The sequence below is a fragment of the Pseudoduganella albidiflava genome (assembly GCF_004322755.1).
Taxonomy (GTDB): Bacteria; Pseudomonadota; Gammaproteobacteria; order Burkholderiales; family Burkholderiaceae_D; genus Rugamonas; species Rugamonas albidiflava.
Map to the genome: position 1 here is coordinate 1,300,424 of NZ_CP036401.1, position 24,000 is coordinate 1,324,423.

The 24,000-nt window shown below is 67.6% G+C and carries 23 protein-coding genes and 1 pseudogene; 20 read left to right on the forward strand and 4 right to left on the reverse strand.

Annotation, left to right across the window (positions count from 1 at the left end; translation table 11 throughout):
* Positions 1 to 6 precede the first annotated feature (6 nt).
* Both EYF70_RS05535 and EYF70_RS05540 read left to right on the forward strand, forming a co-directional pair.
* Complete coding sequence (locus tag EYF70_RS05535) at positions 7 to 1,236, forward strand: pyridoxal phosphate-dependent aminotransferase (RefSeq protein ID WP_131144515.1); 1,230 nt, start codon at positions 7 to 9, stop codon at positions 1,234 to 1,236.
* Positions 1,237 to 1,313: 77 nt separating this feature from the next.
* Positions 1,314 to 2,636 (forward strand): homoserine dehydrogenase, encoded by a 1,323-nt coding sequence (locus tag EYF70_RS05540; RefSeq protein WP_131144516.1) that lies wholly within the window; start codon positions 1,314 to 1,316, stop codon positions 2,634 to 2,636.
* Between the two features lie 260 nt (positions 2,637 to 2,896).
* On the opposite strand, the gene EYF70_RS05545 is transcribed toward EYF70_RS05540, so the two are convergent.
* The 4 genes from EYF70_RS05545 to EYF70_RS05560 form a co-directional block, all read right to left on the reverse strand.
* A complete protein-coding gene (locus tag EYF70_RS05545) occupies positions 2,897 to 3,214 on the reverse strand; it encodes a BON domain-containing protein (protein ID WP_131144517.1) in 318 nt (105 codons plus the stop codon).
* Positions 3,215 to 3,438: 224 nt separating this feature from the next.
* The gene (locus EYF70_RS05550; RefSeq protein WP_131144518.1) at positions 3,439 to 4,818 is read right to left on the reverse strand and encodes a sigma 54-interacting transcriptional regulator; all 1,380 of its coding nucleotides are present in this window, start codon (positions 4,816 to 4,818) and stop codon (positions 3,439 to 3,441) included.
* Positions 4,818 to 5,450: a hypothetical protein gene (locus EYF70_RS05555; RefSeq protein WP_131144519.1), complete on the reverse strand. Its 633-nt coding sequence runs from the start codon at positions 5,448 to 5,450 to the stop codon at positions 4,818 to 4,820. Before EYF70_RS05555 ends, EYF70_RS05550 begins: the two co-directional genes overlap by 1 nt.
* A complete protein-coding gene (locus EYF70_RS05560) occupies positions 5,440 to 6,858 on the reverse strand; it encodes a HAMP domain-containing sensor histidine kinase (RefSeq protein WP_131144520.1) in 1,419 nt (472 codons plus the stop codon). Before EYF70_RS05560 ends, EYF70_RS05555 begins: the two co-directional genes overlap by 11 nt.
* A gap of 460 nt (positions 6,859 to 7,318) precedes the next feature.
* Between EYF70_RS05560 and EYF70_RS05565 the strand changes: the two genes are divergently transcribed.
* The 18 genes and pseudogenes from EYF70_RS05565 to EYF70_RS05645 all read left to right on the forward strand — a co-directional run bounded on the left by EYF70_RS05565 (position 7,319) and on the right by EYF70_RS05645 (position 23,984).
* A complete protein-coding gene (locus tag EYF70_RS05565) occupies positions 7,319 to 8,062 on the forward strand; it encodes a beta-ketoacyl synthase chain length factor (protein WP_131144521.1) in 744 nt (247 codons plus the stop codon).
* Entirely contained in the window at positions 8,055 to 8,855 is an 801-nt protein-coding gene (locus tag EYF70_RS05570) for a lysophospholipid acyltransferase family protein (RefSeq protein ID WP_229420715.1), read from the forward strand. The genes EYF70_RS05565 and EYF70_RS05570 overlap by 8 nt, the downstream gene beginning before the upstream one ends.
* Positions 8,848 to 9,102, forward strand: a complete 255-nt coding sequence (locus EYF70_RS05575; RefSeq protein WP_130188152.1) for a phosphopantetheine-binding protein — start codon at positions 8,848 to 8,850, stop codon at positions 9,100 to 9,102. The genes EYF70_RS05570 and EYF70_RS05575 overlap by 8 nt, the downstream gene beginning before the upstream one ends.
* A gap of 9 nt (positions 9,103 to 9,111) precedes the next feature.
* The gene (locus EYF70_RS05580) at positions 9,112 to 9,381 is read left to right on the forward strand and encodes an acyl carrier protein (RefSeq protein ID WP_229420716.1); all 270 of its coding nucleotides are present in this window, start codon (positions 9,112 to 9,114) and stop codon (positions 9,379 to 9,381) included.
* 4 nt (positions 9,382 to 9,385) lie between these two features.
* Entirely contained in the window at positions 9,386 to 9,931 is a 546-nt protein-coding gene (locus EYF70_RS05585; protein ID WP_131144523.1) for a COG4648 family protein, read from the forward strand.
* Positions 9,924 to 11,723, forward strand: a complete 1,800-nt coding sequence (locus EYF70_RS05590; protein ID WP_131144524.1) for an ApeI family dehydratase — start codon at positions 9,924 to 9,926, stop codon at positions 11,721 to 11,723. The genes EYF70_RS05585 and EYF70_RS05590 overlap by 8 nt, the downstream gene beginning before the upstream one ends.
* Positions 11,716 to 12,471 (forward strand): glycosyltransferase family 2 protein, encoded by a 756-nt coding sequence (locus EYF70_RS05595; protein WP_131144525.1) that lies wholly within the window; start codon positions 11,716 to 11,718, stop codon positions 12,469 to 12,471. The genes EYF70_RS05590 and EYF70_RS05595 overlap by 8 nt, the downstream gene beginning before the upstream one ends.
* Positions 12,468 to 13,505 carry a lysophospholipid acyltransferase family protein gene (locus tag EYF70_RS05600; protein ID WP_443094097.1) on the forward strand — a complete coding sequence of 346 codons (1,038 nt, stop codon included), beginning with the start codon at positions 12,468 to 12,470 and terminating at the stop codon, positions 13,503 to 13,505. Before EYF70_RS05595 ends, EYF70_RS05600 begins: the two co-directional genes overlap by 4 nt.
* Positions 13,492 to 15,054, forward strand: coding sequence for an HAL/PAL/TAL family ammonia-lyase (locus tag EYF70_RS05605; RefSeq protein WP_131144526.1), 1,563 nt, complete (start codon positions 13,492 to 13,494; stop codon positions 15,052 to 15,054). Before EYF70_RS05600 ends, EYF70_RS05605 begins: the two co-directional genes overlap by 14 nt.
* A complete protein-coding gene (locus tag EYF70_RS05610; protein ID WP_131144527.1) occupies positions 15,047 to 15,484 on the forward strand; it encodes an acyl-CoA thioesterase in 438 nt (145 codons plus the stop codon). The genes EYF70_RS05605 and EYF70_RS05610 overlap by 8 nt, the downstream gene beginning before the upstream one ends.
* 8 nt (positions 15,485 to 15,492) lie before the next feature.
* Positions 15,493 to 16,116, forward strand: coding sequence for an outer membrane lipoprotein carrier protein LolA (locus tag EYF70_RS05615; RefSeq protein ID WP_131144528.1), 624 nt, complete (start codon positions 15,493 to 15,495; stop codon positions 16,114 to 16,116).
* 2 nt (positions 16,117 to 16,118) lie between these two features.
* Positions 16,119 to 18,497 (forward strand): MMPL family transporter, encoded by a 2,379-nt coding sequence (locus tag EYF70_RS05620; protein ID WP_131148912.1) that lies wholly within the window; start codon positions 16,119 to 16,121, stop codon positions 18,495 to 18,497.
* A complete protein-coding gene (locus EYF70_RS05625; protein ID WP_131144529.1) occupies positions 18,472 to 19,719 on the forward strand; it encodes an NAD(P)/FAD-dependent oxidoreductase in 1,248 nt (415 codons plus the stop codon). Before EYF70_RS05620 ends, EYF70_RS05625 begins: the two co-directional genes overlap by 26 nt.
* A 14-nt stretch (positions 19,720 to 19,733) precedes the next feature.
* The gene (locus tag EYF70_RS05630) at positions 19,734 to 20,294 is read left to right on the forward strand and encodes a DUF3261 domain-containing protein (protein ID WP_443094099.1); all 561 of its coding nucleotides are present in this window, start codon (positions 19,734 to 19,736) and stop codon (positions 20,292 to 20,294) included.
* 32 nt (positions 20,295 to 20,326) lie between these two features.
* Positions 20,327 to 21,499, forward strand: a pseudogene (locus EYF70_RS05635) (beta-ketoacyl-ACP synthase); the annotation flags it as partial.
* A 69-nt stretch (positions 21,500 to 21,568) separates the two neighbouring features.
* Positions 21,569 to 21,979: a hotdog family protein gene (locus tag EYF70_RS31995; RefSeq protein ID WP_371861730.1), complete on the forward strand. Its 411-nt coding sequence runs from the start codon at positions 21,569 to 21,571 to the stop codon at positions 21,977 to 21,979.
* Positions 21,976 to 22,761 carry a 3-ketoacyl-ACP reductase FabG2 gene (locus EYF70_RS05640; protein ID WP_229420717.1) on the forward strand — a complete coding sequence of 262 codons (786 nt, stop codon included), beginning with the start codon at positions 21,976 to 21,978 and terminating at the stop codon, positions 22,759 to 22,761. The genes EYF70_RS31995 and EYF70_RS05640 overlap by 4 nt, the downstream gene beginning before the upstream one ends.
* Positions 22,758 to 23,984, forward strand: a complete 1,227-nt coding sequence (locus EYF70_RS05645) for a beta-ketoacyl-ACP synthase (RefSeq protein WP_131144530.1) — start codon at positions 22,758 to 22,760, stop codon at positions 23,982 to 23,984. The genes EYF70_RS05640 and EYF70_RS05645 overlap by 4 nt, the downstream gene beginning before the upstream one ends.
* The last annotated feature ends 16 nt before the right edge of the window (positions 23,985 to 24,000 follow it).

Genomic DNA, 24,000 nt, shown 5'->3' on the forward strand with positions numbered 1-24,000 from the left:
ATGATTTTGCGACCGATTCAGAAATCGAACAAGCTGGCAGAAGTCTGCTATGAGATCCGTGGTCCCGTGCCGGAGAAGGCCCGGCAGATGGAGGAAGAAGGCCACAAGATCACCAAGCTCAACATTGGCAACCTGGCCGTGTTCGGCTTCGATCCGCCCGACGAGATCGTGCAGGACATGAAGATCCAGCTGCCGAACGCGGCCGGCTACACGGACTCGAAAGGCATGTTCGCCCCGCGCAAGGCGGTGGTCCACTACACGCAGGGCAAGAACATCGCCGGCGTGACGATCGACGACGTCTACCTGGGCAATGGCGCCTCCGAGCTGATCGTGATGTCGATGAACGCACTGCTCAACAACGGCGACGAAGTGCTGGTGCCGGCGCCCGATTATCCGCTGTGGACCGCCGCCGTGAGCCTGTCCGGCGGCCGCCCGGTGCACTATATCTGCGACGAGCAGCAGGACTGGTTCCCGGACATCGACGATATCCGCAAGAAGATCACGCCGAACACGCGCGCGATCGTCGTCATCAACCCGAACAACCCCACCGGCGCGCTGTACCCGGACGAGGTACTGCTGCAGATCATCGAGCTGGCGCGCCAGCACCAGCTGATCATCTACGCCGATGAAATCTACGACAAGGTCCTGTACGACGGCGCCCGCCACACGTCGATCGCCTCGCTGTGCGAAGACGTGCTGTGCGTGACCTTCAACGGTTTGTCGAAAAACTACCGCGCCTGCGGCTACCGGGCCGGCTGGATGGTCGTCTCGGGCGAAAAGCGGCATGCCAGGGATTACATCGAGGGGCTGAACATGCTGGCCTCGATGCGCCTGTGCGCGAACGCACCGGGCCAGTTTGCGATCCAGACTGCGCTCGGCGGCTACCAGAGCATCCAGGACCTGGTCGGCCCCGGCGGGCGCCTGCTCAAGCAGCGCGACCTGGCCTACCAGCTGCTGACCGATATCCCCGGCGTCAGCGTGGTGAAACCCAAGGCGGCGCTGTACATGTTCCCACGCCTCGATCCGAAGATCTACCCGATCGCGGACGACCAGCAGTTCGCCTACGACCTGCTGGCCGAGACCAAGGTGCTGATCGTGCAGGGCACCGGCTTCAACTGGATCGCGCCGGACCACTTCCGCGTCGTGTTCCTGCCGAATACTGACGACATGACGGAAGCGTTCGGGCGCATCGCGCGCTTCCTCGAAGGCTACCGCCGCAAGCACGGGCATGGCTGAGCGAGACGACTGACGACATCGGCTGACCGATCAACCCGGCGCGCGGCGAACCGCGCGCCAGCAATGAAACTGGAAACATGAACTCGATCAAAGTAGGTTTGCTGGGCGTGGGCAATGTCGGAGGCGGTACCTTCGACGTCCTGAAGCGCAACCAGGAAGAGATCCGCCGCCGCGCCGGCCGCGGCATCGAAGTGGTGGCCGTGTCGGCCCGTAACCTGGAACGCGCCAGGACCCGTACCCACGGCGAAGTGCGGGTGGTGGCCGATCCCTTCGAGATCGTCGACGATCCGTCGATCGACATCGTCGTCGAACTGATCGGCGGCTACGACACCGCCCGCGAGCTGGTCATGCGCGCCATCGCCAACGGCAAGCACGTGGTCACCGCCAACAAGGCGCTGCTGGCCGTGCACGGCAACGAAATCTTCAAGGCGGCCCAGGAAAAGGGCGTGATGGTGGCGTTCGAGGCGGCCGTCGCCGGCGGCATCCCCATCATCAAGGCGCTGCGCGAAGGCTTGACGGCCAACCGCGTGCAATGGCTGGCCGGCATCATCAACGGCACCACGAACTTCATCCTGTCCGAGATGCGCGACAAGGGCCTGGACTTCGACACGGTGTTGAAGGAAGCGCAGGCGCTGGGCTACGCCGAAGCGGATCCCACCTTCGACATCGAAGGCGTGGACGCGGCGCACAAGGCTACCATCCTGTCGGCGATCGCGTTCGGCATCCCGGTGCAGTTCGCCAAGGCGCACGTGGAAGGCATCACCAAGCTGGAAGCCATCGACATCCGCTACGCCGAGGAGCTGGGCTACCGCATCAAGCTGCTGGGCATCGCCAAGCGCACCCGCGTCGACGGGGCGGACGGCATCGAACTGCGCGTGCACCCCACGCTGATCCCGGCCAAGCGCCTGATCGCCAACGTGGAAGGCGCGATGAACGCCGTGCTGGTGCAGGGCGACGCGATCGGCGCCACGCTGTACTACGGCAAGGGCGCCGGCGCCGAGCCGACCGCGTCGGCCGTGATCGCCGACCTGGTCGACATCACCCGCCTGGCCACCGCCGACCCGGAACACCGCGTGCCGCACCTGGCCTTCCAGCCGGACGAACTGGCCGATATCGCCATCCTGCCGATGGCCGAGATCACCACCAGCTACTACCTGCGCATGCGCGTGGCCGACCAGCCGGGCGTGCTGGCCGACCTGACCCGCATCCTGGCCGACAGCGGCATCTCGATCGACGCGATGATGCAGAAGGAGCCGGGTGAAGGCGAAGTCCAGGCCGACATCATCATGCTGACGCACCAGACGCAGGAAAAGAAAGTCCTGGCCGCCATCGCCCGCATGGAAGGCTTGCCGACCGTGCTGGGCAGCGTGACCAAGATCCGCCTCGAGAACCTGGCCTGATCCGGCTTCTCTTCCAGTAAAAAACGGCCTGCGGGCCGTTTTTTTTTACTCTTGCCTTGGCGGAACATTTCCAAAAATCGGGGTCTGACCCCGGTTTTTGGAAATGTTTGGTAGAGGCAAAAAAAAGCGGGCGACACTTGCGTGCGCCCGCTGGAAGGGGAGGTACTTCTGCTACTCTCAGATGCTACTTACTACCGGTACTACTACTCCATACAAGCCCCTGCTCCGGGGCCGAAAAATCGGTGATGCTCTCCTGGTGATTACTTGGATGCGACGGTCAGTTCGCTCTTCACTTCCTTGACGCCTTCGACGGCCGAAGCAGCCTGGATGGCCTTGGTGCCTTCGTCGGTGCTCGGCACGGAGCCGGTCAGCGTCACTACGCCCTGGTTGGCGGAAACACCGATCTGTTTCTGGTCAGCCAGCGCAGCCTTGACTTTCGAGGTCAGCGCAGAGTCGCCGGCAGCAGCGGCGGCTCCTGCCATGGCGGCATCCTGTTGCGGCTCGGCGGCAAAGGCGGCGGAACCGAAAGACAGGGAAGCGGCAGCCAGCAGGGAGGCGATCAGTTTGGTGTTCGTCATGGTATGAATCTCCATCGTAGTTTAAGGAACGCCGTGTGACGTTGCGCTACTACTTGCAAGCGCCGTGCCAGCTCAAAAAAATCGAGCAGAATCAAGGGCTTGGAGATTCAGGCAAGGTTATCTTGCCGACAAGAATTACAATTCGAGACAATTCGGGGCCGTTTTGTCGTGAAACGGCGACAGGGCCCCGGTACAGCTAAGCCAACTATTTGATTCTTATGGGATTAGTCCTGTCGCTCTTCAGCGACAGTGCCGCCTTCGCGGAACTGGGCCGCGTTCAGGTCGTACTTCGACAGCAGGCGGTAGAACTCGGTCCGGTTGCGTTCGGCCAGCCGTGCGGCATCGGAGACATTGCCATCCGTGAGCTTCAGCAACTGCACCAGGTAGTTGCGTTCGAAGCGCTGCTTGGCTTCCGTATAGCTGAGTACTTCCAGCGTCGGCACGCGCAGCGCCCGGTGCACCAGCGTCAACGGTACCAGCGGCGCGGTCGCAAGGGCGCACACGTGTTCGACCACGTTATACAGTTGCCGCACATTGCCCGGCCAGGCGGCCCGCGTCAGCGCCTCCAGCGCATCCGGCGCGAAGCCGTTGACGGTCTTGCCGTACTTCGACGCCAGCATCTGCAGGAAGCGGGTGGCGAGCAGGCCGATATCCTCGCGCCGCTGGGCCAGTGCCGGCAGGGTCAGCGTGATCACGTTCAGCCGGTAATACAGGTCTTCGCGGAACTGGCCCTCGACCATCGCCGCGTCCAGGTCGCGGTGGGTGGCCGACAGCACGCGCACGTCGACCGGCCGGCCCACGTCGGAGCCCAGCTGGCGCACCACGCGTTCCTGTAGCACGCGCAGCAGCTTCACCTGCAGCAGCAATGGCATGTCGCCGATCTCGTCGAGGAACAGCGTGCCGCCGTCGGCGGCCTGCACCAGGCCTTCGCGGCTGCTGACGGCGCCCGTGTACGCGCCCTTCACGTGGCCGAACAGTTCCGACTCCAGCAACTGCTCGGGAATCGCGCCGCAATTGACGGCGATGAACGGTGCGTTCGCGCGCCGGCTGGCCCGGTGGATCGCCCGCGCCAGCAGTTCCTTGCCGGTGCCGCTCTCGCCGCGGATCAGCACACTGGCATCGGAGGCGGCCACCAGCCGCGCCTCGGCCAGCAGTTCGGCCATCGCCTGGCTGCGGCTGATGATCTCGGCACGCCAGCTGTCGTCGCCATCCGGCCCGGCCGTGGCGGGCGCCGTCAGCGCCAGCGCCTGGCTGATCCGGTCCAGCAGGATCTTGGCGTCGAACGGTTTCGTCAGGTAGGCGTAGGCGCCCAGCGTAGTGGCCTCGACCGCGTCCGGAATCGTGCCGTGCGCGGTCAGCAGGATCACCGGCAGTGCCGGGTGCTGGTTGCGGATCTGCTGGAACAGCGCCATGCCGTCGCGGTCCGGCAGCCGGATGTCGCTGATCACCAGCGACGGCAGTTCGATCGACAGCCGGGCCAGCGCCGCCTCGGCGCTGCCCACGGCGGTCACGCGGTAGCCGTTCGCCATCAGGCGCATCGACAGCAGGCGCAGCAGGTCATCGTCGTCGTCGACGAGCAGCAGGTGGGCTCCCGTGGCGGCCATCAGCGTGCTCCCGGTGTCGAGGCGCCGTTCGCGCCGTTGGCCGGGCGTACCGGCAAGCCCCGCTCGATTGCCTTCAACGCCTCGACCGTGTCGCTCAGCTGCTCGGTCTTGCGGGTGGTTTCCTTCAGCTGGGTGGACAGGCGGTCGGCCTGGTCGTACAGCCGGCGCGCTTCCGCGCAGTGGCTCGACAGCAGTTGCGCGAACGCGCGCACCCCCTGCGTGCCGGATTCGTTCGACGCCGCCACGCCATCGAACAATCCCTGGGCGCGCGCCAGGTCGCCGCCGCCCCGCGTCAGCATCAGGATCATGCCGGTCTGCAGCGTCACCTTCGGCGTGCGCTGCTGCTGCAGCAGCCCGGACAGCTCCTTCAGCAACTCGCCCTGGGTCATCTTGCGCAGCGACTGGTGGTACACCAGCAGCGGCATCACCTCGTCGGGCAGCGCCACCGGTTCCACCTTGATCGGCAGCGGCGCCACGGCCAGCGGGGCGCCGTAGTGCGTCTGCGTCAGCACGCCGTGCTGCGTGCCGCAGGCCGACAGCAGCAGTACCAGGGACAACAGGGACAGCAGCGGCAGCAGCCGCGATGGCGGCAACGGCGCCGCCGCGCGAAATGGACTTGGATCAGTTTTCATAAGGCAGTTCGAGACGGAAGTGGGCCCCGGGCGAGGAGGGCAGGAGTTGCAGGGTGCCGCCGTGCGCGATCACGTATTCGCGCACGATCGACAGGCCGATGCCATTGCCGCGCCGTGCGCCCGGCGGCTGGCGTTCGCCCTGGTAGAAGGGTTCGAACACGCGCTGCCGGTCGGCCGGCGCCACGCCCGGGCCCTGGTCGATGCAGTCCAGCCGCAGCATGCCGTTTTCCCGGGCCACGATGAAGCGCACCGTGCCGCCTTCCGGCGAGAACCGCACGGCGTTCGACAGCAGGTTGCTGGCCACGATCACCAGCTTGGCGGCATCCACCGCGATATCCGGTGCGCCGCCCTCGACCATCACGAGCAGGCTGCGCGCCTGCCATTGCAGGCACTGGCTGTCGACCACCCGGCGCACCAGCGCCGCCATGTCGACCGGCTCGCGCAGCAGGTGCTGGGCGTCGAAACTGGCGGCATTGTAACGCAGCAAGTCCTCGATCTGGTTTTGCAGCGATGCCGTATTCTGCCGCAGGATGTGGGTGATTTCACGCTGTTTCGGCGCCAGCGGACCGGCCACTTCATCTTCCAGCAGGGCCACGCCCTCGACCATCGCCGCCAGCGGCGTCTTCAGTTCGTGCGAGATATGGCGCAGGAAGCGTGCCTTGTCCGCTTCCAGGTCGGCCAGCCGCTGGCGCAGCCAGTCGAGGTGGCGGCCCATGCGGCGCAGGTCGTCCGGGCCGGCCACGTCGATCGGCGTGTCATAGCGGTTGCCGCCCAGCTGCCCGATCGCGCTTTCGATCTGCCGCAGCGGGCGCGCCAGCCACAGGCCGAACGCGATGGACAGCACGGCGGCCAGCGCGATCGACAGTGCCAGCTGGCCGCGCAGCACGTTGCGGCGGGTCTCCAGTTCTTCGGTGATCGCGGCATTGCGGCGGTCCACCTCGGCCTGGGCCAGGTGCGCCAGTTCGCTGTTGATCGCCGGCAGTTGCGCCAGCGCGGCATCGAGCCGCAATTGCGCCGCGCCGCGGTGGGTGGTCGGCATGCCCAGCGCGGCGCGCGCCGCCTCGCCATTGCGGCGCCAGTCGGCGAACGCGGACGGCGCTTCACCGGGCAGCTCGGCGGCGATCGCATCGAGCGCCGCCAGCGCATCGCGCCAGGCTTCGCGGAACCGGTCGAGGAAGGCCACATCGTCCAGCACCAGGTACTGGCGCGCGCTGCGTTCCATCGCCACGCTGCGTTCGGCCACGCGCTGCGCATTGGCTGTCAGGGCGATGGCGTCGTTGCCTGTTTCGCGGCTATGCTCGGCAAGCTGGTTCAGGGTCAGCAGCGCGAGCACCGACGTGGCGCTCAGCAGCGCCGCAATCAGCAGGAAGGCGATCAGCGACAGCAGTCGGAACGATAGCTTTGGCAAGGGCGGCACTCGCGGAGAATGTTAACCAAGTAATAATAGTTGAATTCACTGCCGAGCTGTTGCTTTATTGCTCAGGTGACAGTGTTTGCAATTCCGCCGAGCAATTATAACCAGCTCTTCCGATATTAATAATCTGGCATGGTTGCAAGGCGCGGGGGCGAATCATAGCGTGACAATTGGTGAGAATCCACGCGAATCCACGCATTTACGGCCCGTTGTTACAAAAAAAGGCAGGGTTGGTGACAATTCGCTGACTTTTAAGTGCCCGGGCATTGTTAAACTCCCGCTTCTCTGGTTCATCCAAGCAACAGTCCGGTGCGGATGACCCAAACGCAACGCTCAACGGCCGATAGTTTTGTTATTTGCTGCAGGGCTCGCTTATAATTTCCGCTTAACTCCTGCCACAGAATAACTCGCAGTGGCGCACGAAAGAGTTTCACCACCGCGACGGGGATAGTCAATGTACAGGGCAGGGGTCAGTTTTTCCATTCTCGGGCATGCCGCCTGGGCGCCTGGCCTGGCCGCAGCGGAAGAATGGGTAGCCTGGGCCGCGGCGCCTGCGCCGGCACCGATCGCCCATGCGGGCGAGCCGGGCGTGCGCGCCATGCCGCCGATGTTGCGGCGCCGCCTTGGCCAGCTGGGCAAGATGGCGCTCGATGTCGCCTACACGGCGCTGGGCGAGCGTACCGGCGTTCCCACCGTGTTCTGTTCGCGCCACGGCGAAACGGCGCGGGCGATCGCATTGCTGGATGACCTGGCGCGCGGCGTGCCGCTGTCGCCGACGGCGTTCGGCATGTCGGTCCACAATGCCAATGCCGGCCTGTTTTCGATCGCGCGGAGCGACCAGGCCAACCACATCGCGCTCGCGGCCGGCAGCGGCACGCTGGAGCACGCGGTGATCGAGGCTTGCGGCCTGCTGGCCGATGGCGAACCGGCGGTGCTGCTGGTGGCCGCCGATTGCCCGCTGCCCGAGGCGTTCGCGCCGTTCGCCGACCGCGCCGAACAGCCGCATGCCTTCGCATGGCTGATGGCGGCCGATGGCGGCACGGAGCGCCTGTCGCTGCAATGGGCCGCCAGCGATGCCGCGGAAGACCATGGCGGCCTGCCCGGCACGCTCGACGTGCTGCGCTTCTACGCCGCCGGGGCGCCGCAGCTGGAGCGGGTCGCCGGCCGGCGGCGCTGGCGCTGGAGCCGCGGTGATTGAAGGCCTGGGGCGGGCCTGGCGCGTAGGCGCCACCGGCCTGTCCTTCGCATTGTTCGGCGTGGGCGGCCTGCTGCTGCGGCTGGTGGTATTCCCGCTGCTGTACCTGCTGGTCTGGCGGCGCGAGCGGCGCGTCACGGCGGCGCGCGCCATCATCCGCCTGGCATTCCGGGCCTACGTGGACGTGATGCGCGCGCTGGGCGTGCTGCGCTATGAAGTGCGCGGGCTGGAAAAGCTGGAGCGGCGCGGTCTGCTGATCCTGGCGAACCACCCGACACTGATCGACACGGTGTTCCTGATGGCGTTCGTGCGCAATGCGGATTGCATCGTCAAGGGCGCATTGTGGAACAACCCGTTTACACGGGGGCCGGTACGCGCCGCGGGCTACATCAGCAATGATGGTGGCCAGAGCGGCGGCACCAGCGGCGGCGACGGCGATGGCCTGGTGAAGGCCTGCATCGCTTCGCTGGAGCGCGGCAACAACCTGATCGTGTTCCCGGAAGGGACGCGCACCCCTGCGAATGGCGTCATCAGCATGAAGCGGGGCGCCGCCAACGTGGCGGTGCGCGGCGCGCGCGCCATCACGCCGGTGGTGATCCGCTGCGATCCGCCCACGCTGGGCAAGGGCGAAAAATGGTGGCGGGTACCGCCGCGCCGCGTGCGCTTCTCGCTGGAAGTGCAGGACGACGTGGCGGTGGAACCCTTCATCCACGACAGCAGCGACGTAATGGCGGCGCGCCGGCTGACGGAATTTTTACAGAACTATTTTACGGGGAAGTACCAAGGCCATGCTTGAACAAGAAGTGAAAGAACTGATCATCGACGTACTCCAGCTGGAGGATATCAGCCCGAAGGACATCGACACGGACGCGCCGCTGTTCGTCGACGGCCTGGGCCTCGATTCGATCGATGCGCTCGAACTGGGCGTGGCCCTGCAGAAGAAATACGGCATTTCGCTCTCGGCAGACTCGGAAGATACACGCCGCCATTTCGCCTCCGTGCGGGCCCTGGCGGCGATGATCGAAACCAATCGCAAGCAATGAGGAGTGCACATGATTGACCTGACCACCATGAGCGGCGAACAGCTGCAGAGCTGGGTGATCGACCTGCTGGCCGAGATGTTCGAGCTGGACAAGGCATCGCTGACCGCCGACTCGAACCTGTACGAAGACCTGGACATCGACAGCATCGACGCCGTCGACCTGGCCGTGAAGCTGAAGCAGCTGACGGGCAAGCGCCTGCAGCCGGAAGTGTTCAAGACGATCCGCACGATCGGCGACGTGGTCGACGCGCTGGCCGGCATGACGGAGCCGGTGGCCTGAGCGGATGCTGAGCAATGTCGTGGCCGTGGCCCTCACGGTGCTGTATCCGCTGGCCATCTGGCTGGGCCATGGCCGGTTCGAGCCGCGCTGGCTCGCGCTGCTGCTGTTGCTGGCGGCCGCCGCGCGCCTGCCGGCATTGAAGATCTCGGCACCGGCGCGCTGGTCGGTGGCCGGCGCCCTGGTGCTGGTCGGCTGCGCGGTATGGAGCAACCTGCTGCTGCCGCTGAAACTGTACCCGGTGCTGGTCAACCTGGCGCTGCTGGGCGCGTTCGGCGCCAGCCTCGCCACGCCCGTCTCCGCGATCGAGCGGATGGCCCGGCTGTCGGGGGGAGACTTTCCGCCTGTCGCCAGCGCCTACATGCGCACCGTCACGCAAGTGTGGTGCGGCTTCTTTGTTTTCAATGGTGCCATGGCGCTGGGCACGGCACTGTGGGCCAGCGACGCGGTCTGGTCGCTGTATACGGGCCTGGTTTCCTACATCCTGATGGGGGTGCTGTTCGGCGGGGAATTCCTCGTGCGGATGCGCTTCAAGCGGCTGCATCATGTCTGACTCACTGACCACGCTGGCCGTGCGGCTCGCCGCACGGCCGCCTTCCATTCCCGTTGGCGTGCGCGCCGGCGCCGCTGTCGGCACGGCCGCCTTCCTGGCGCGCGCGCAGGCGTGGCGCGCCCTGCTGGGCGGGCATCCCGGCAGCCGCTTCGCGCTGTATCTCGACGACAGCATCGAATTCGCCGCAGCGCTGCTGGGCGCCTGGCACGCCGGCAAGACCGTCTGGCTGGCCGCCGATACCCTGGACGCCACCTGCGCCAACCTGCGCGAACACGTGCACGGCTTCCTCGGCGAATTCCCGGCCGCGTGCGCGCCGCTGGTGCCCGCCGTGGATTCCACTGTGGATGCCACGCTGGAAGGCAACGCCGCGCCATGGCTGGAACTCGATCCCGAAGCCGACGCGCTCGTCGTGTTCACCTCGGGCAGTACCGGCGCGGCGCAGGCCATTCCCAAGAAGCTGCGCCAGATGGCCAGCGAAGTCGCCACCCTGGAGACGCTGTTCGGCGCCCCTGCCGGCGACGCCGCGGTGATCGCCACCGTGTCGCACCAGCACATCTACGGCCTGCTGTTCAAGGTGCTCTGGGCATTGAACACCGGCCGGGCGATCCACGCCGCCAGCATCGCCTTCCCGGAGGCGCTGGCGCCGGCATTGGCCGCGCAACGCTGCGTGCTGGTCGCCAGCCCGGCGCACCTGAAACGCCTGCCGGCGCACCTGGACTGGCAGGGCGCGCGGCGCCACGTGGCCGCGGTGTTCTCGTCCGGCGGCCCGCTGCCGGCCGACACGGCGCACGCCTGCGGCAGCCTGCTGGGCTGCGTGCCGGTCGAAGTCTTCGGCAGTTCGGAAACGGGCGGCATCGCATGGCGCCAGCGCGCCGCCATGCCGGCCATCGGCGACGATGGCTGGACGCCGTTCCCCACCGTGGCCTGGCGCCTGCGCGAGAACTTCCTGGAAGTGCGCTCGCCGCACCTGCCCGACGACGCCTGGCTGCCGCTGGCGGACCATGCCCAGGAACTGGGCAACGACGGCAACCGGCGCTTCCAGCTGCTGGGCCGCGGCGACCGCATCGCCAAGATCGAGGAAAAGCGCATCTCGCTCGACGCCATCGAGGCGGCGCTGCTGGCCTGCGGCCTGGCGGCGGAAGCACGCGTGGCGCTGTGCGAACCGGATGCCGGCCATCGGCAGGTGCTGGCTGCCTTCGTGGTGCCGACACCGGCCGGGCGCAGCCTGCTCGAGCAGGAAGGCAAGCTGGCGCTGAACGCCCGCCTGCGCGCCGTGCTGGCGGGCGTGGTGGACGCGGTCGCGCTGCCGCGCCGCTGGCGCTATCTCGACGCCTTGCCCGTCAACGCCCAGGGCAAGACCACCGTGGCCGCGCTGCTCGCGCTGCTGAATGTGGGGCCTGCCGATCCGCTGCCGGCACCGGCCGCCGCGCCACGGCTGCCGCAGGTCCGCGAGCTGGCGCGCGATGGCGATGGCCGCCGCGTGCTGCTGGAAATCGTCGCGCCCGCCAACCTGGTGTACTTCGACGGCCACTTCACGCAGGCGCCGATCCTGCCCGGCGTGGCGCAGGTGGAATGGGCGATCCGCTATGGCCGCGAGCATTTTTCGCTGCCGCCCGTGTTTCGCGCCATGCACGCGCTGAAGTTCCAGCATGTGATCCAGCCCGGCCAGCCGGTGGAGCTGGAACTGCTGCACGACCCGGCCAAGGGCCAGCTGGCGTTCGCCTTCCGCTCGCCGTCCGGCCAGCATGCCAGCGGCCGTATCCTGTTCCGCCCGGAGGCCGCGCATGGCTGACGCCCTGTTCAATCCTTGCGTGGTGGTGCCGGTCTATAACCATGAAGGCGCCATCGGCGCCGTCACGGCGCGGCTGCTGGCGCATGGGCTGCACTGCGTGCTGGTCGACGATGGCAGCACGGCCGCCTGCGCGCGCGTGCTGGACGGGATCGCCGCCGCCGAACCGCGCCGCGTCACGCTGGTGCGCCTGGCCGAGAATGGCGGCAAGGGCGCCGCCGTGATGGCCGGTATCGCCCGCGCCACGCAGCTGGGCTACAGCCACGTGCTGCAGATCGATGCCGACGGCCAGCACGATACCAACGACGTGCCGCGCTTCCTGGAGCTGGGCCGGGCGCGGCCCGGCGCGGTGATCTGCGGCTGCCCGGTCTACGACGCGTCGGTGCCCAAGGCGCGGCTGTACGGCCGCTACGCCACCCATGTCTGGGTGTGGATCAACACGCTCTCGTTCGACATCCGCGATTCGATGTGCGGCTTCCGCGTCTACCCGGTGGCGGCGATCAATGCGCTGGCGGCGCGCAGGCAGCTGGGGCGCCGCATGAATTTCGATACCGACGTGCTGGTGCGGCTGTACTGGCGCGGCGTGGACATCGTCAACCTGCCCACGCGCGTGCGCTACCCGGAAGATGGCGTATCGCATTTCCTGGTCTGGCGCGACAACGTGCTGATCTCGGCCATGCACACGGCGCTGTTCTTCGGCATGCTGCCGCGCATTCCGCTGCTGCTGGCCCGCAAGTGGAGGCGCCGGTGAGCAGCGCAAGGACCACCGCGAAGGCAGCCGCGAAGACGACGGCCGCGGACGACAGCCGCCGCCACTGGGCCTCGATCGACGAGGTCAGCTTCGTCGCCGGCATGCGCTTCCTGTTCTGGATCTGCCGAATGTTCGGCCGCTGGCCGTTCCGCGTGGCGCTGTACCCGGTGCTGGCATGGTACCTGCTCACGCAGGGCCGCGCACGGCGCGCCTCGCGCGACTACCTGCGCCGCGTGCGCGCCCACACGGGCAAGCCGGTCGCCGGCGTGCTGGCGCACTTCGCCTGCTTCGGCGAAAACCTGCTCGACAAGCTGCTGCTGTGGGGCGGCCTGTACCGGCTCGACGGCGTGCAGTTCCATGGCGCCGACGTGATCGAGGAGGCTATCGCCCGGCGCACCGGCGGCGTGCTGGTCTGCTCGCACCTGGGCAATGTGGAGCTTACGCGCCTGCTGTCGCGCCAGCGCGACGACATCAAGTCCACCGTGCTGGTGCACACCAAGCACGCCCAGGCCTTCAACCGGCTGATGGGCAAGCTCAATCCGGAAAGCCAGACCAACCTGCTGCAGGTGACGGAAATGACGCCCGCCACGGCCATGATGCTGTCGGAACGCATCGGCCGCGGCGAGTTCGTCGTCATCGCCGGCGACCGCGTTCCCGTCACCGGAAACGAACACGTCGCCACCGCCGACTTCATGGGCGAACCGGCGCCGTTCCCGGTCGGGCCCTACCTGCTGGCCGGCATCCTGCAATGCCCGGTGTACCTGCTGTTCACCGTGCGCGTCAACGGCGTGACCGAAGTGCATATCGAGCGCTTCCGGGATGGCGTGCGGCTGCCGCGCAAGGGGCGCACCGAGGCGCTGGCCGCGATGGCGCAGGGCTACGCAGCCCGGCTGGAACACCATGCCGCGCGCGCGCCGCTGCAGTGGTTCAATTTTTACGACTTCTGGCACCTGCCGGATGCTGGTCCCGGCCAGCACGATACCCAGAAGCGCACCCAGGAAGAACTTCAGGAAAACCACGATGCAACTCGCTGAACACTTTGCCGTGCTGCACGCCGCGCCACGCACCGTCCGCTTCGACCGCGACCGGCTGACCATCGAAGACATCGTCGATATCGCCCAGGGCCGCGCCAACGCCGAGCTGTCGCCCGACCCGGCATTCCGTGCCGCCATCGCGCGCGGCGCCGACTTCCTCGACCGCCTGCTGCGCGAGGACGGCAACGTGTATGGCGTGACGACCGGCTACGGCGATTCGTGCACGGTGGCCGTGCCGCCCGAACTGGTGGCCGAACTGCCGCATCACCTGTACACCTACCACGGCTGCGGCCTGGGCGAGTTCTTCGACCCGGCGCAGACGCGGGCGATCCTGGCCGCGCGCCTGGCATCGCTGGCCAAGGGCTACAGCGGCGTCTCGGTCGAGCTGCTGCTGCAGATCACCCGGCTGCTCGATGCCGGGCTGCTGCCGCAGATTCCGTCCGAAGGGTCGGTGGGCGCCTCCGGCGACCTCACGCCGCTGTCGTACCTGGCCGCCGTGATGTGCGGCGAGCGCGAAGTGTGGCGCAACGGGCAGGTGGTCTGCGCGGCGGTGGCGCTGCGCGAAGCCGGCATCACGCCGCTGCGCCTGCGCCCGAAGGAAGGCCTGGCCATCATGAACGGCACCGCCGTGATGACGGCGCTGGCCTGCCTGGCCTACGACCGCGCTGACTACCTGGTCAAGCTGGCCACGCGCATCACGGCGCTGGCTTCGTACACGCTCGATGGCAACGCCCACCACTTCGACGAAGTGCTGTTCGCCGTCAAGCCGCATCCCGGCATGGGCCGCGTGGCCGCCATGCTGCGCGAAGACTTGCCCACCACCGTGTGGGAACGCAACGGCAAGCGCCTGCAGGACCGCTATTCGATCCGCTGCGCGCCGCACGTGATCGGCGTGCTGGCCGATGCGATGCCGCTATTCCGCAGCAATATCGAAAATGAACTGAACAGCGCCAACGACAACCCGCTGATCGATGGCGACAACGAGCGCGTGCTGCACGGCGGCCATTTCTATGGCGGTCACATCGCCTTCGCGATGGATGGCATGAAGAACGCGGTGGCCAACGTGGCCGATCTGCTGGACCGCCAGATGGCGCTGCTGGTCGATGCGCGCTACAACAACGGCCTGCCGGCCAACCTGTCCGGCAGCACGGGGCCGCGCGCCGCCATCAACCATGGCCTGAAGGCGCTGCAGATCAGCGCCTCGGCCTGGACGGCCGAGGCCTTGAAGCTGACCATGCCGGCCTCGGTGTTCTCGCGTTCGACCGAATGCCACAACCAGGACAAGGTCAGCATGGGTACCATCGCCGCGCGCGACTGCCTGCGCGTGCTGGAACTGACCGAGCAAGTCGTGGCGGCCCTGCTGATCACGGTGCGGCAGGGCGCCTGGCTGCGTGGCCGCGCCAGTCCGGAACTGGCGCTGCAGCCGCACCTCGCCGCGATGGTCGAGGCGCTGGACATCGCGCCGATCGACGAAGACCGCCGCCTGGACAGCGACCTGCATTCGCTGCTGGCCAGCATCCGCGCCAAGGCATGGGAGCTGTATGCGTAACGGTGCACGAAAACTCGCGGAAAGCCGCTGGTTCGCCGAGGTCGACATGGAAGTCCAGTTCTTCGACCTGGACCCGATGGAGATCGTCTGGCACGGCAACTACGTGAAGTATCTCGAAGTGGTGCGCTGCGCGCTGCTCGACAAGATCGGCTACAACTACCCGCAGATGAAGCAGTCCGGCTATGCGTGGCCGGTGGTCGACATGCACCTGCGCTATGTGGCGCCGGCCACCTTCGGCCAGAAGATCCGGCTGCGTGCCGACATCGTCGAGTGGGAAAACTGCCTGAAGATCGATTACCTGATCACGGATGCGCAATCGGGCAAGCGCCTGAACCGCGCCACCACCACGATGGTGGCGGTGAACATGGCCACGCAGGAAATGTGCTACGTGTCGCCGCCCGTGCTGATGGAGAAACTGGGGATCGCATGAAAAAACCGATGTTGACTTACTTGCTGCCGCTGGCGCTGGCCTTGCCCGTCCTGGTCGCCGCCGCCGCGAATCCAGCCACGAATTCGGCCGTGCCGGTGGCGAAGATCCAGGCCATGCTGGCCAAGCCGAAGGTGATGTGCGGCCGCTTCGACCAGAGCAAGACGCTGGCCGGCATGAAGAAGCCGCTGGCCGCCAATGGCCGCTTCTGCGTGGTGCAGGAAAAGGGCGTGCTGTGGCGCACGCTGCAGCCGTTCCCGAACACGCTGCGCCTGACCAAGGGCGAGATCGTCCACTACCAGGGCGAACGCGTGGCGATGCGGCTCGACGCGAAGACCGAACCGACGGTGCGCATGATCAACCAGGTGCTGTTCTCGCTGCTGGCCGGCGACCTGGCGCAGCTCGAACAACTGTTCAAGGTAGACGGCACGGTGGGCGCGGACAGCTGGAAGGTCACGCTGGAAGCGCGTGAACCGGCCCTGGCCAAGGCGATCGGCACCATCCGGCTCGATGGCGGCGCCTACGTGAACAACATCGTCATCAGCGAAGCGTCGGGCGACCGTACCAGCATCGTGTTCTCGAAGATCGAATCCGGCGACAAGGCAATGACCGCCGACGAGGCGGCGCTGTTCTGATGATGGCCAGGGGACGCACGCTCGCGCTGGTGTGGCTGGTGGCCGTGGCCCTGCTGCTGGGCCATAACGGCTACCTGTGGCTGGTCAAGCGCATCGTGCCGGACACCGACATCATGGCGCTGCTGCCCGTGCAGGAACGCGACCCGATCCTGCAGCGCTCGTTCGCGCACATGGTCGACGCGGCCCAGCAGCGGGTGATCGTGCTGGTCGGCGCCGCCGAATGGGACGATGCGAAGCGCGCCGCCGACGCGTATGCCGCCGTGCTGGCGAAGCATCCCGACCTGTTCGAAGCGGCCAATGCCGGCGCGAACGTGCAGGCCGAATGGCTGTCGCTGTTCCAGCGGCACCGGCTGGTGCTGATGTCGCCGGCGCAGCAGGAACAGCTGCAAAAGGAAGGCGCCGCGTTCTGGACCCAGCAGGCGCTGGCGAAGCTGTACGCGCCGTTCGGCGGCCCCAAGCTGGGCGCCTGGCAGGACGATCCCTTCGGCCTGTTCTCCGGCTGGGTGCAGGAACGGGCGCAGGAAACGCCGGTGCGTCCGCGCGACGGCCACCTGTTCGTCAGCGGCGGGGGCGCCGATTACGTGCTGCTGCCGCTGACCTTGAAAGTGCCGGCCCTGTCGATGACCGCGCAGGACCGTGTGCTGCCGCTGCTGGAGCAGGCCGTCGCCGCGGCGCGCCAGGCCACGCCGCGGGCGCAGGTGATCCAGGCCGGCGTGATCCTGCATGCCGCCAATGCCAGTGCCCAGGCCAGCCGCGAGATGCACACCATCGGCGCCGGTTCGGTGGCCGGCATCGTGCTGCTGATGTGGCTGAGCTTCCGCACCCTGAAGCCGATCGTGCTGATCCTGCTGTCGATCGGCGTCGGCGTGCTGGGCGCGCTATCAGTGTGCTGGCTGCTGTTCGGCCAGATCCACCTGATGACGCTCGTGTTCGGGGCCAGCCTGGTCGGCGTGGCGCAGGACTACGGCATCTACTTCCTGTGCAACCGGCTCTCGGCCGGTGAATCGCTGGATTCGCGCGCGCTGCTGAAGAAATTGCTGCCGGGCCTGGCGCTGACGCTGCTGGCCGCCGTCATCGGCTACATGGGCCTGGCGCTGACGCCGTTCCCGGGCCTGCGGCAGATGGCCGTGTTTTCCGCACTGGGCCTGGTATTCGCGTGGCTGACGGTGGTGTTCTGGTTCCCCCAGCTGATCGGGCCGCGCAGCCTGAAGAGCGGCGCCCTGGTGCATGCCTATGGCGCGGCACTGGCGCGCTGGCCGCTGCTGCGCGCCAATGCCGGCACGTGGATCGCCGCGGCGGTGTTCGGTGTGGCGGCCGCCTTCGGCATCGCGAAGCTGGGCGCCAACGACGATATCCGCCTGCTGCAGAATCCGCCGAAGCACCTGGTCGATGACCAGATCAAGCTGGGCAAGCTGCTCGACGCGGCCACGCCCGTGCAGTTCTTCCTGGTGCGCGGCGCGTCGGCTGAAACGGTCTTGCAGCGCGAAGAAGCGCTGAAGCTGCGGCTCGACCGGCTGATCGCCGCCGGCCACCTGTCGGGCTACCAGGCCATCTCGAACTGGGTGCCGTCGGCACGCACGCAGGCCGAGCGCCGCGCGCTGGTGGACCTGAAGCTGCTGGGACCGGAGGGGCCGCTGGCCGCCGTCGCGCGGCAGGCCGGCGAGGATGCCGGATGGGTGAAAGCTACCGCCGACGCCTTGCGCGCGGCCGGCACGCCGCTCGATGTCGATGCCTTCATGAATGCGCCGGCCAGCGAGCCGTGGCGCCACCTGTGGCTCGGCAAGGAAGAGGGAGAATACGCCAGCATCGTCGCGCTACGCGGCCTGTCGATGGCCAGCGTGCCGCGCGTGCGCCCGCTGGCCGACGGCCTGGCCGGCGTGCAGTGGGTCGACAAGGTGGAAGAGATCTCGTCCGTGCTGGGGCGCTATCGCGTCAACATGGGCTTCGTCGTGCTGGGCGCGTACTGCGTGGTGTTCGTGCTGCTGCTGCCGCGCTACCGGGGCCGGGCATGGCGCGTGATCGCGCCGACCGCGCTGGCCAGCGTGGCCACGCTGGCCATCCTCGGCTATGCCGGCCAGAACCTGCAGCTGTTCCACGTGCTGGCGCTGATGCTGCTGCTGGGCGTGGGCGTCGACTACGGCATCTTCATGCAAGAACACCCGGACAGGAAAGACACCACGCCATGGCTGGCCGTGGGTCTCGCCGCCGCCAACACGCTGCTGGCGTTCGGCCTGCTCGGCCTGTCGAACACCCCGGCGCTGCAGGCGTTCGGACTGACGATGCTGCTGGGTACCCTGCTGGTATGGCTGGCGGTTCCCTGTTTCGGTGTAGTGACCTTCAACAAAGAGAAAGCAAATGCAGAAGCAATTGGAATCAGCTGACATCCTGATCGTCGGAGCCGGCCCCGCCGGATCAGTGGCCGCGGCGCTGCTGCGCAAGCAGGGCCGCCAGGTGCTCGTCATCGAGCGCGAACAGTTTCCCCGTTTTTCGATCGGCGAGAGCCTGCTGCCGCAGAGCATGCAGTACCTGGAAGAAGCGGGCATGCTGCGCGCCGTCGTCGAGGCGGGCTTCCAGTACAAGAACGGTGCCGCCTTCATGAAGAACGGCGTGTACACGGACTTCGATTTCCGCGACAAGCATTCGGAAGGCTGGGGCACCACGTACCAGGTGCAGCGCGCCGACTTCGACCACCTGCTGGCAAAGGAAGCCGCGAAGCAGGGCGCCGAGATCCGCTTCCGCCATGAAGTGCTGAATATCGAGCTGGGCCAGCCGGGCGGCCGCTCGCTCGTCACGGTGAAGGACCTCGACGGCGCGCAGTACCAGGTCGATGCCGGCTTCATCCTCGATGCCAGCGGTTTCGGCCGCATCCTGCCGCGGCTCCTGAAGCTGGAAACGCCATCGAACTTCCCGGTGCGCGGCGCGATCTTCACGCACGTCAAGGATGGCATCGGCCCGGACGCCGGGTTCGACCGCAACAAGATCCGCGTCACGGTGCACCCGAAGCACACCAATGTGTGGTTCTGGACCATCCCGTTCGCCGGCGGCCGCTGCTCGCTGGGCGTGGTGGCGGAAACCTCGTACCTGGAGCAGTACCAGGGCTCGCCGACCGAGCGGCTGCAGATGATCGTGGCCGAGGAACCGTCGCTGGCGGGCCTGCTGAAGGATGCCGCGTGGGATACCCCGGCGCGCCAGATCACCGGCTATTCCGCGAACGTCGACAGGCTGTGGGGCGAGGGCTATGCGCTGCTGGGCAATGCCGGCGAATTCCTCGACCCGGTGTTCTCGTCCGGCGTGACGATCGCGGTGCGCTCGGCCAGCCTGGCCGCCGCCGCGCTGAAGCGGCAGTTCGCCGGCGAAACGGTGGACTGGCAGGCCGACTACGGCGCGCCGCTGCGCAAGGGTGTCGACACCTTCCGCGCGTTCGTCGAATCGTGGTACGAGGGCGGCTTCCAGACCATCATCTTCCATGAACGCCAGCAGCCGGAGATCCGCCGCATGATCTCGGCCATCCTGGCCGGCTACGCGTGGGACCAGTCGAACCCGTACGTGAAGGAAACCGCGCGCCGCCTGGCGGCGCTGGAGGCCGCGTGCAAACTGGGCTGAAAGCGCGCCTGAGGGTGTGGTCGAATCAGCGGCCGAACCGGCGGCTGATTCCAGCGCTCCTGCTGGCCGCCGCGCTGGCCGGCTGCGCGTCGTCCCCGCCGGTGCCGGCCCGGCTCGGGCTGAAGCTGCACCCGGCCGCGCTGGGCCAGTCGATCAGCGTGCAGCAGCACCTGAAGGTGGAACGCGCCGGCCGCATCGACGACATGGACGTGGCGCTGCAGGTCGAGCCGGACGCGATCGACATGGTCGGCCTGGCGTTCGGCCAGCGCGTGCTGACCGTGCACTACGACGGCAAGGAAGTGAAGGAATGGCGGCACGTTATGCTGCCGCGCCAGGTGCGCGCGGACGACGTGCTGGAAGACATGCAGTTGACCCTGTGGCCGGTGGAAGCGGTGGCGCGGGCGCTGCCGCCCGGCTGGCGCATCGCCGAGGATGGATTGCGCCGGACGCTGTACCTGAACGACGAGCCCATCATGCGTATCGCCTACAGCGGCAGCCCGCGCTGGAGCGGCACGGTGGTGCTGGACAACCTGCGGTATAAATACCGGCTGACGATCCAGTTCGCCGCCGAGTAAAGAGTTTTGATATCGAGTTGTCAATGAGTGCAATGAACGTCTACCTGAACGAGTGCGGCATCGTGTGCGCGCTGGGCACCGGCCTCGCAGAGGTGCGGGCGAACCTGTTCGCCGGCACGCCCGGCACGCTGCCCGCCACCGAATGCTCGCCGGGCCGCGAGCTGCCGCTGGGCCAGGTGCGCGCGGCGCTGCCGTCGGTCGCGCACCTGCCGCCGGCGCAGCGCAGCCGCAACAACGCGCTGGCGCTGGCCGCGCTGGCGCAGATCCGGCCGGCCGTGGACGCGGCCGTGGCGCGCTTCGGCGCCGATCGCGTGGGCGTCATCATCGGCACCAGCACGTCCGGCATCGCCGAAACGGAAAAGGCGCTGATGCACCGTGCCGCGCATGGCGAGCTGGCGCCCGGTTTCCATTACGGGCAGCAGGAAATGGGCTCGCCGGCGGCACTGCTGGCCGACGAGCTGGGCATCGCCGGGCCGGCATACGTGCATTCGAGCGCCTGCTCGTCCAGCGCCAAGGCGATGGCCAGCGCCGCGCGGCTGATCCGCATGGGCCTGTGCGACGCGGTGCTGACGGGCGGCGTCGATTCGCTGTGCACCTTCACGGTGGCCGGCTTTTCCGCGCTGGAATCGGTCAGCGCGGCGCGCTGCAACCCGATGAGCGCCAACCGCGACGGCATCAATATCGGCGAAGGCGCCGCGCTGTTCCTGCTGACTCGCGAGCCGGCGGCGGTGACGCTGGCCGGGTGGGGCGAATCGTCCGACGGGCATCACATGTCGGCGCCCGATCCGGCCGGCGGCGGCGCGCGGATCGCCATGCTCGACGCGCTGCGGCGCGCCGGCCTGCAACCGGCCGACATCGACTACATCAACATGCACGGCACCGCCACGCAGCAGAACGATGCGATGGAATCGAAGGTGATCGCCGGGCTGTTCGGCTGCGAAGTACCGGCCAGTTCGACCAAGCCGTTCACCGGCCACACGCTGGGCGCGGCGGCGGCGATCGAGGCGGCGCTGTGCTGGCTGGCGCTGCAGCCGGACAACGACCGCGGCGCGCTGCCGCCCCACCTGTGGGATGGCGTACCGGATGCGGCGCTGCCGGCCCTGAACCTGGTGCCGGTGGGCGCCACGCTGGGCCGGCCAGTGCGCCATGTGATGAGCAATTCCTTCGCGTTCGGCGGTTCGAACGCGGTACTGGTGCTGGGGCGCGCGGCGCCGCTTGCGCAGGATGCGGCGACCCTTCCACCGGTCGCTGACATCCTTCCGCATTCCGGCCAGATGGTGCTGCTCGACCGTGTCGTCAGCGTCGGTGACGACGACCTGTGCGCCGAGGTGGTGATCCGGCCGGACAGCATGTTCTGCGACGGCACGGCCGTCGGCGCCTGGGTCGGCATCGAGTACATGGCGCAGGCCATCGCGGCGCATGCCGGCTGGCTGGCGCGGCGCCGCGGCGACGCCGTCAAGGTGGGCTTCCTGCTGGGGTCGCGCAAGTATGAGGCGGGCGTTCCCGCGTTCGACGTGGGCAGCGTGCTGCATGTGCACGCGCACCGCGCGCTGCAGGGCGACAACGGCCTGGGCGCGTTCGAATGCAGGATCGACGCAGGGGGGAATACCGTGGCCACGGCTACCGTGACGGTGTTCCAGCCCGACAATGTCAATGAGTTTCTTTCAGGTGGAACAGCGGTATGAGTACGGATCAACTTAACAATGCGCCCATGGGCAAGCCCGCGGCCACGCCGCCCAGTGTGCTGGTGACGGGTTCGTCGCGCGGCATCGGCAAGGCGATTGCGCTGCGCCTGGCGCGCGACGGCTACGACGTGGTGCTGCATTGCCGCAGCGGGCGCGACGAAGCCGAGGCGGTGGCCGCGCAGATCGCCGCCATGAACCCGGGGTCGCGCAACCCGGCGCGAGTGCTGCAGTTCGACGTGAGCGACCGCGCCGCTACCGCCGCGGCGCTGGAGGCGGACATCGCCGAACACGGCTGCTACTACGGCGTGGTCGCCAACGCCGGCATCGCGCGCGACAACGCCTTCCCGGCGATGTCCGGCGAAGACTGGGATCTCGTGCTGCGCACGAACCTGGACGGCTTCTACAACGTGCTGAACCCGCTGGTGATGCCGCTGGTGCAGCGCCGCAAGCCGGGCCGCATCGTCACCCTGGCTTCCGTGTCCGGCCTGGTCGGCAACCGCGGGCAAGTCAACTACAGCGCCGCCAAGGCCGGCATCATCGGCGCCACCAAGGCGCTGGCGCTGGAACTGGCCAAGCGCGCGATCACGGTGAACTGCGTGGCGCCCGGCCTGATCGATACCGACATGACGAGCGAGGTGCCGATGGAGGAAGCCTTGAAGATGATCCCGGCGCGCCGTGTCGGCAGGCCGGAAGAGGTGGCCGCCGCCGTCAGCTTCCTGATGAGCGAGGATGCCGGCTACATCACCCGGCAAGTCATTTCCGTCAACGGTGGCCTGGCATGAGCCGCCGCGTCGTCGTCACCGGCATGGCCGGCATCAGCCCGATCGGCAACGACTGGGCCAGCGTGCGCCAGCGGCTGGGCGAGTACCGCAACGCCATCGTGCGGATGGAACAGTGGGCCAGCTATGAAGGCCTGAACACGAACCTGGGCGCGCCGGCCGCGCCGTTCGAGCTCACCGCGCGCTACAACCGCAAGACCACGCGCAGCATGGGCCGCGTGGCGCTGATGGCCACACGCGCCAGCGAACTGGCGCTGCTCGACGCCGGCCTGCTCGACCATCCGCTGCTGACCTCGGGCCGGATGGGCGTGTCCTTCGGTTCCTCGGCCGGCACGCCCAGTGCCATCGGCGACTTCGGCCGCATGATGGAAGACCGCACCACGAAAGGCATCAACGCCACCACCTACATCAAGATGATGGCGCACACCGCGCCGGTCAACATCGGCGTGTTCTTCGGCATGACCGGGCGGGTGTACACCACGTCGTCGGCCTGCACCTCCGGCAGCCAGGGCATCGGCTACGCGTATGAAGCGATCCGGAGCGGCGCGCAGACGGCCATGCTGGCCGGCGGCGCCGAGGAACTCGACGCCACCGAGGCGGCCGTGTTCGACACGCTGTTCGCCACCAGCACGCGCAACGATGCGCCGCACACCTCGCCCCGGCCGTTCGATGCGCAGCGCGACGGCCTGGTGATCGGCGAAGGCGCCGGCGCGCTGGTGCTGGAGGAACGCGAGCATGCGCTGGCGCGCGGCGCCACGATCCACGCCGAGCTGGTGGGCTTCGGCACCAACAGCGACGGCGTGCACGTGACGCAGCCCAACGCGGCGACGATGAAGACGGCGATGCTGCTGGCGCTCGAGGATGCCGGCCTGGAGCCGTCCGCGATCGGCTATATCAACGCGCACGGCACCGGCACCGCCCAGGGCGACGTGGCCGAATCGCAGGCCACGCAACAGGTGTTCGGCGGCGGCGTGCCGATCAGTTCCCTGAAGAGCTACATGGGCCACACGCTGGGCGCCTGCGGTGCGCTGGAAGCCTGGATCAGCATCGAGATGATGCGCGAGGGCTGGTTCGCGCCGACCATCAACCTCGACGGCGTCGATCCGCAATGCGCGGCACTCGACTACATCGTCGGCGAGGGCCGCGCGCTGCGGTGCGATTACGTAATGTCGAACAATTTCGCGTTCGGCGGCATCAATACGTCGCTGATCTTCAAGCGCCCCTGAAAACAATTCAAAGTTC

What these genes read in the sequence shown, in the direction of transcription:
- EYF70_RS05540 (WP_131144516.1), top strand. Translation starts at nt 1,314, where the DNA reads ATGAACTCGATCAAAGTAGGTTTGCTGGGCGTGGGCAATGTCGGAGGC.
- EYF70_RS05545 (WP_131144517.1), bottom strand. Translation starts at nt 3,214, where the DNA reads ATGACGAACACCAAACTGATCGCCTCCCTGCTGGCTGCCGCTTCCCTG.
- EYF70_RS05550 (WP_131144518.1), bottom strand. Translation starts at nt 4,818, where the DNA reads ATGGCCGCCACGGGAGCCCACCTGCTGCTCGTCGACGACGACGATGAC.
- EYF70_RS05555 (WP_131144519.1), bottom strand. Translation starts at nt 5,450, where the DNA reads ATGAAAACTGATCCAAGTCCATTTCGCGCGGCGGCGCCGTTGCCGCCA.
- EYF70_RS05565 (WP_131144521.1), top strand. Translation starts at nt 7,319, where the DNA reads ATGTACAGGGCAGGGGTCAGTTTTTCCATTCTCGGGCATGCCGCCTGG.
- EYF70_RS05575 (WP_130188152.1), top strand. Translation starts at nt 8,848, where the DNA reads ATGCTTGAACAAGAAGTGAAAGAACTGATCATCGACGTACTCCAGCTG.
- EYF70_RS05580 (WP_229420716.1), top strand. Translation starts at nt 9,112, where the DNA reads ATGATTGACCTGACCACCATGAGCGGCGAACAGCTGCAGAGCTGGGTG.
- EYF70_RS05585 (WP_131144523.1), top strand. Translation starts at nt 9,386, where the DNA reads ATGCTGAGCAATGTCGTGGCCGTGGCCCTCACGGTGCTGTATCCGCTG.
- EYF70_RS05590 (WP_131144524.1), top strand. Translation starts at nt 9,924, where the DNA reads ATGTCTGACTCACTGACCACGCTGGCCGTGCGGCTCGCCGCACGGCCG.
- EYF70_RS05595 (WP_131144525.1), top strand. Translation starts at nt 11,716, where the DNA reads ATGGCTGACGCCCTGTTCAATCCTTGCGTGGTGGTGCCGGTCTATAAC.
- EYF70_RS05605 (WP_131144526.1), top strand. Translation starts at nt 13,492, where the DNA reads ATGCAACTCGCTGAACACTTTGCCGTGCTGCACGCCGCGCCACGCACC.
- EYF70_RS05610 (WP_131144527.1), top strand. Translation starts at nt 15,047, where the DNA reads ATGCGTAACGGTGCACGAAAACTCGCGGAAAGCCGCTGGTTCGCCGAG.
- EYF70_RS05615 (WP_131144528.1), top strand. Translation starts at nt 15,493, where the DNA reads ATGTTGACTTACTTGCTGCCGCTGGCGCTGGCCTTGCCCGTCCTGGTC.
- EYF70_RS05620 (WP_131148912.1), top strand. Translation starts at nt 16,119, where the DNA reads ATGGCCAGGGGACGCACGCTCGCGCTGGTGTGGCTGGTGGCCGTGGCC.
- EYF70_RS05625 (WP_131144529.1), top strand. Translation starts at nt 18,472, where the DNA reads ATGCAGAAGCAATTGGAATCAGCTGACATCCTGATCGTCGGAGCCGGC.
- EYF70_RS31995 (WP_371861730.1), top strand. Translation starts at nt 21,569, where the DNA reads ATGGTGCTGCTCGACCGTGTCGTCAGCGTCGGTGACGACGACCTGTGC.
- EYF70_RS05640 (WP_229420717.1), top strand. Translation starts at nt 21,976, where the DNA reads ATGAGTACGGATCAACTTAACAATGCGCCCATGGGCAAGCCCGCGGCC.
- EYF70_RS05645 (WP_131144530.1), top strand. Translation starts at nt 22,758, where the DNA reads ATGAGCCGCCGCGTCGTCGTCACCGGCATGGCCGGCATCAGCCCGATC.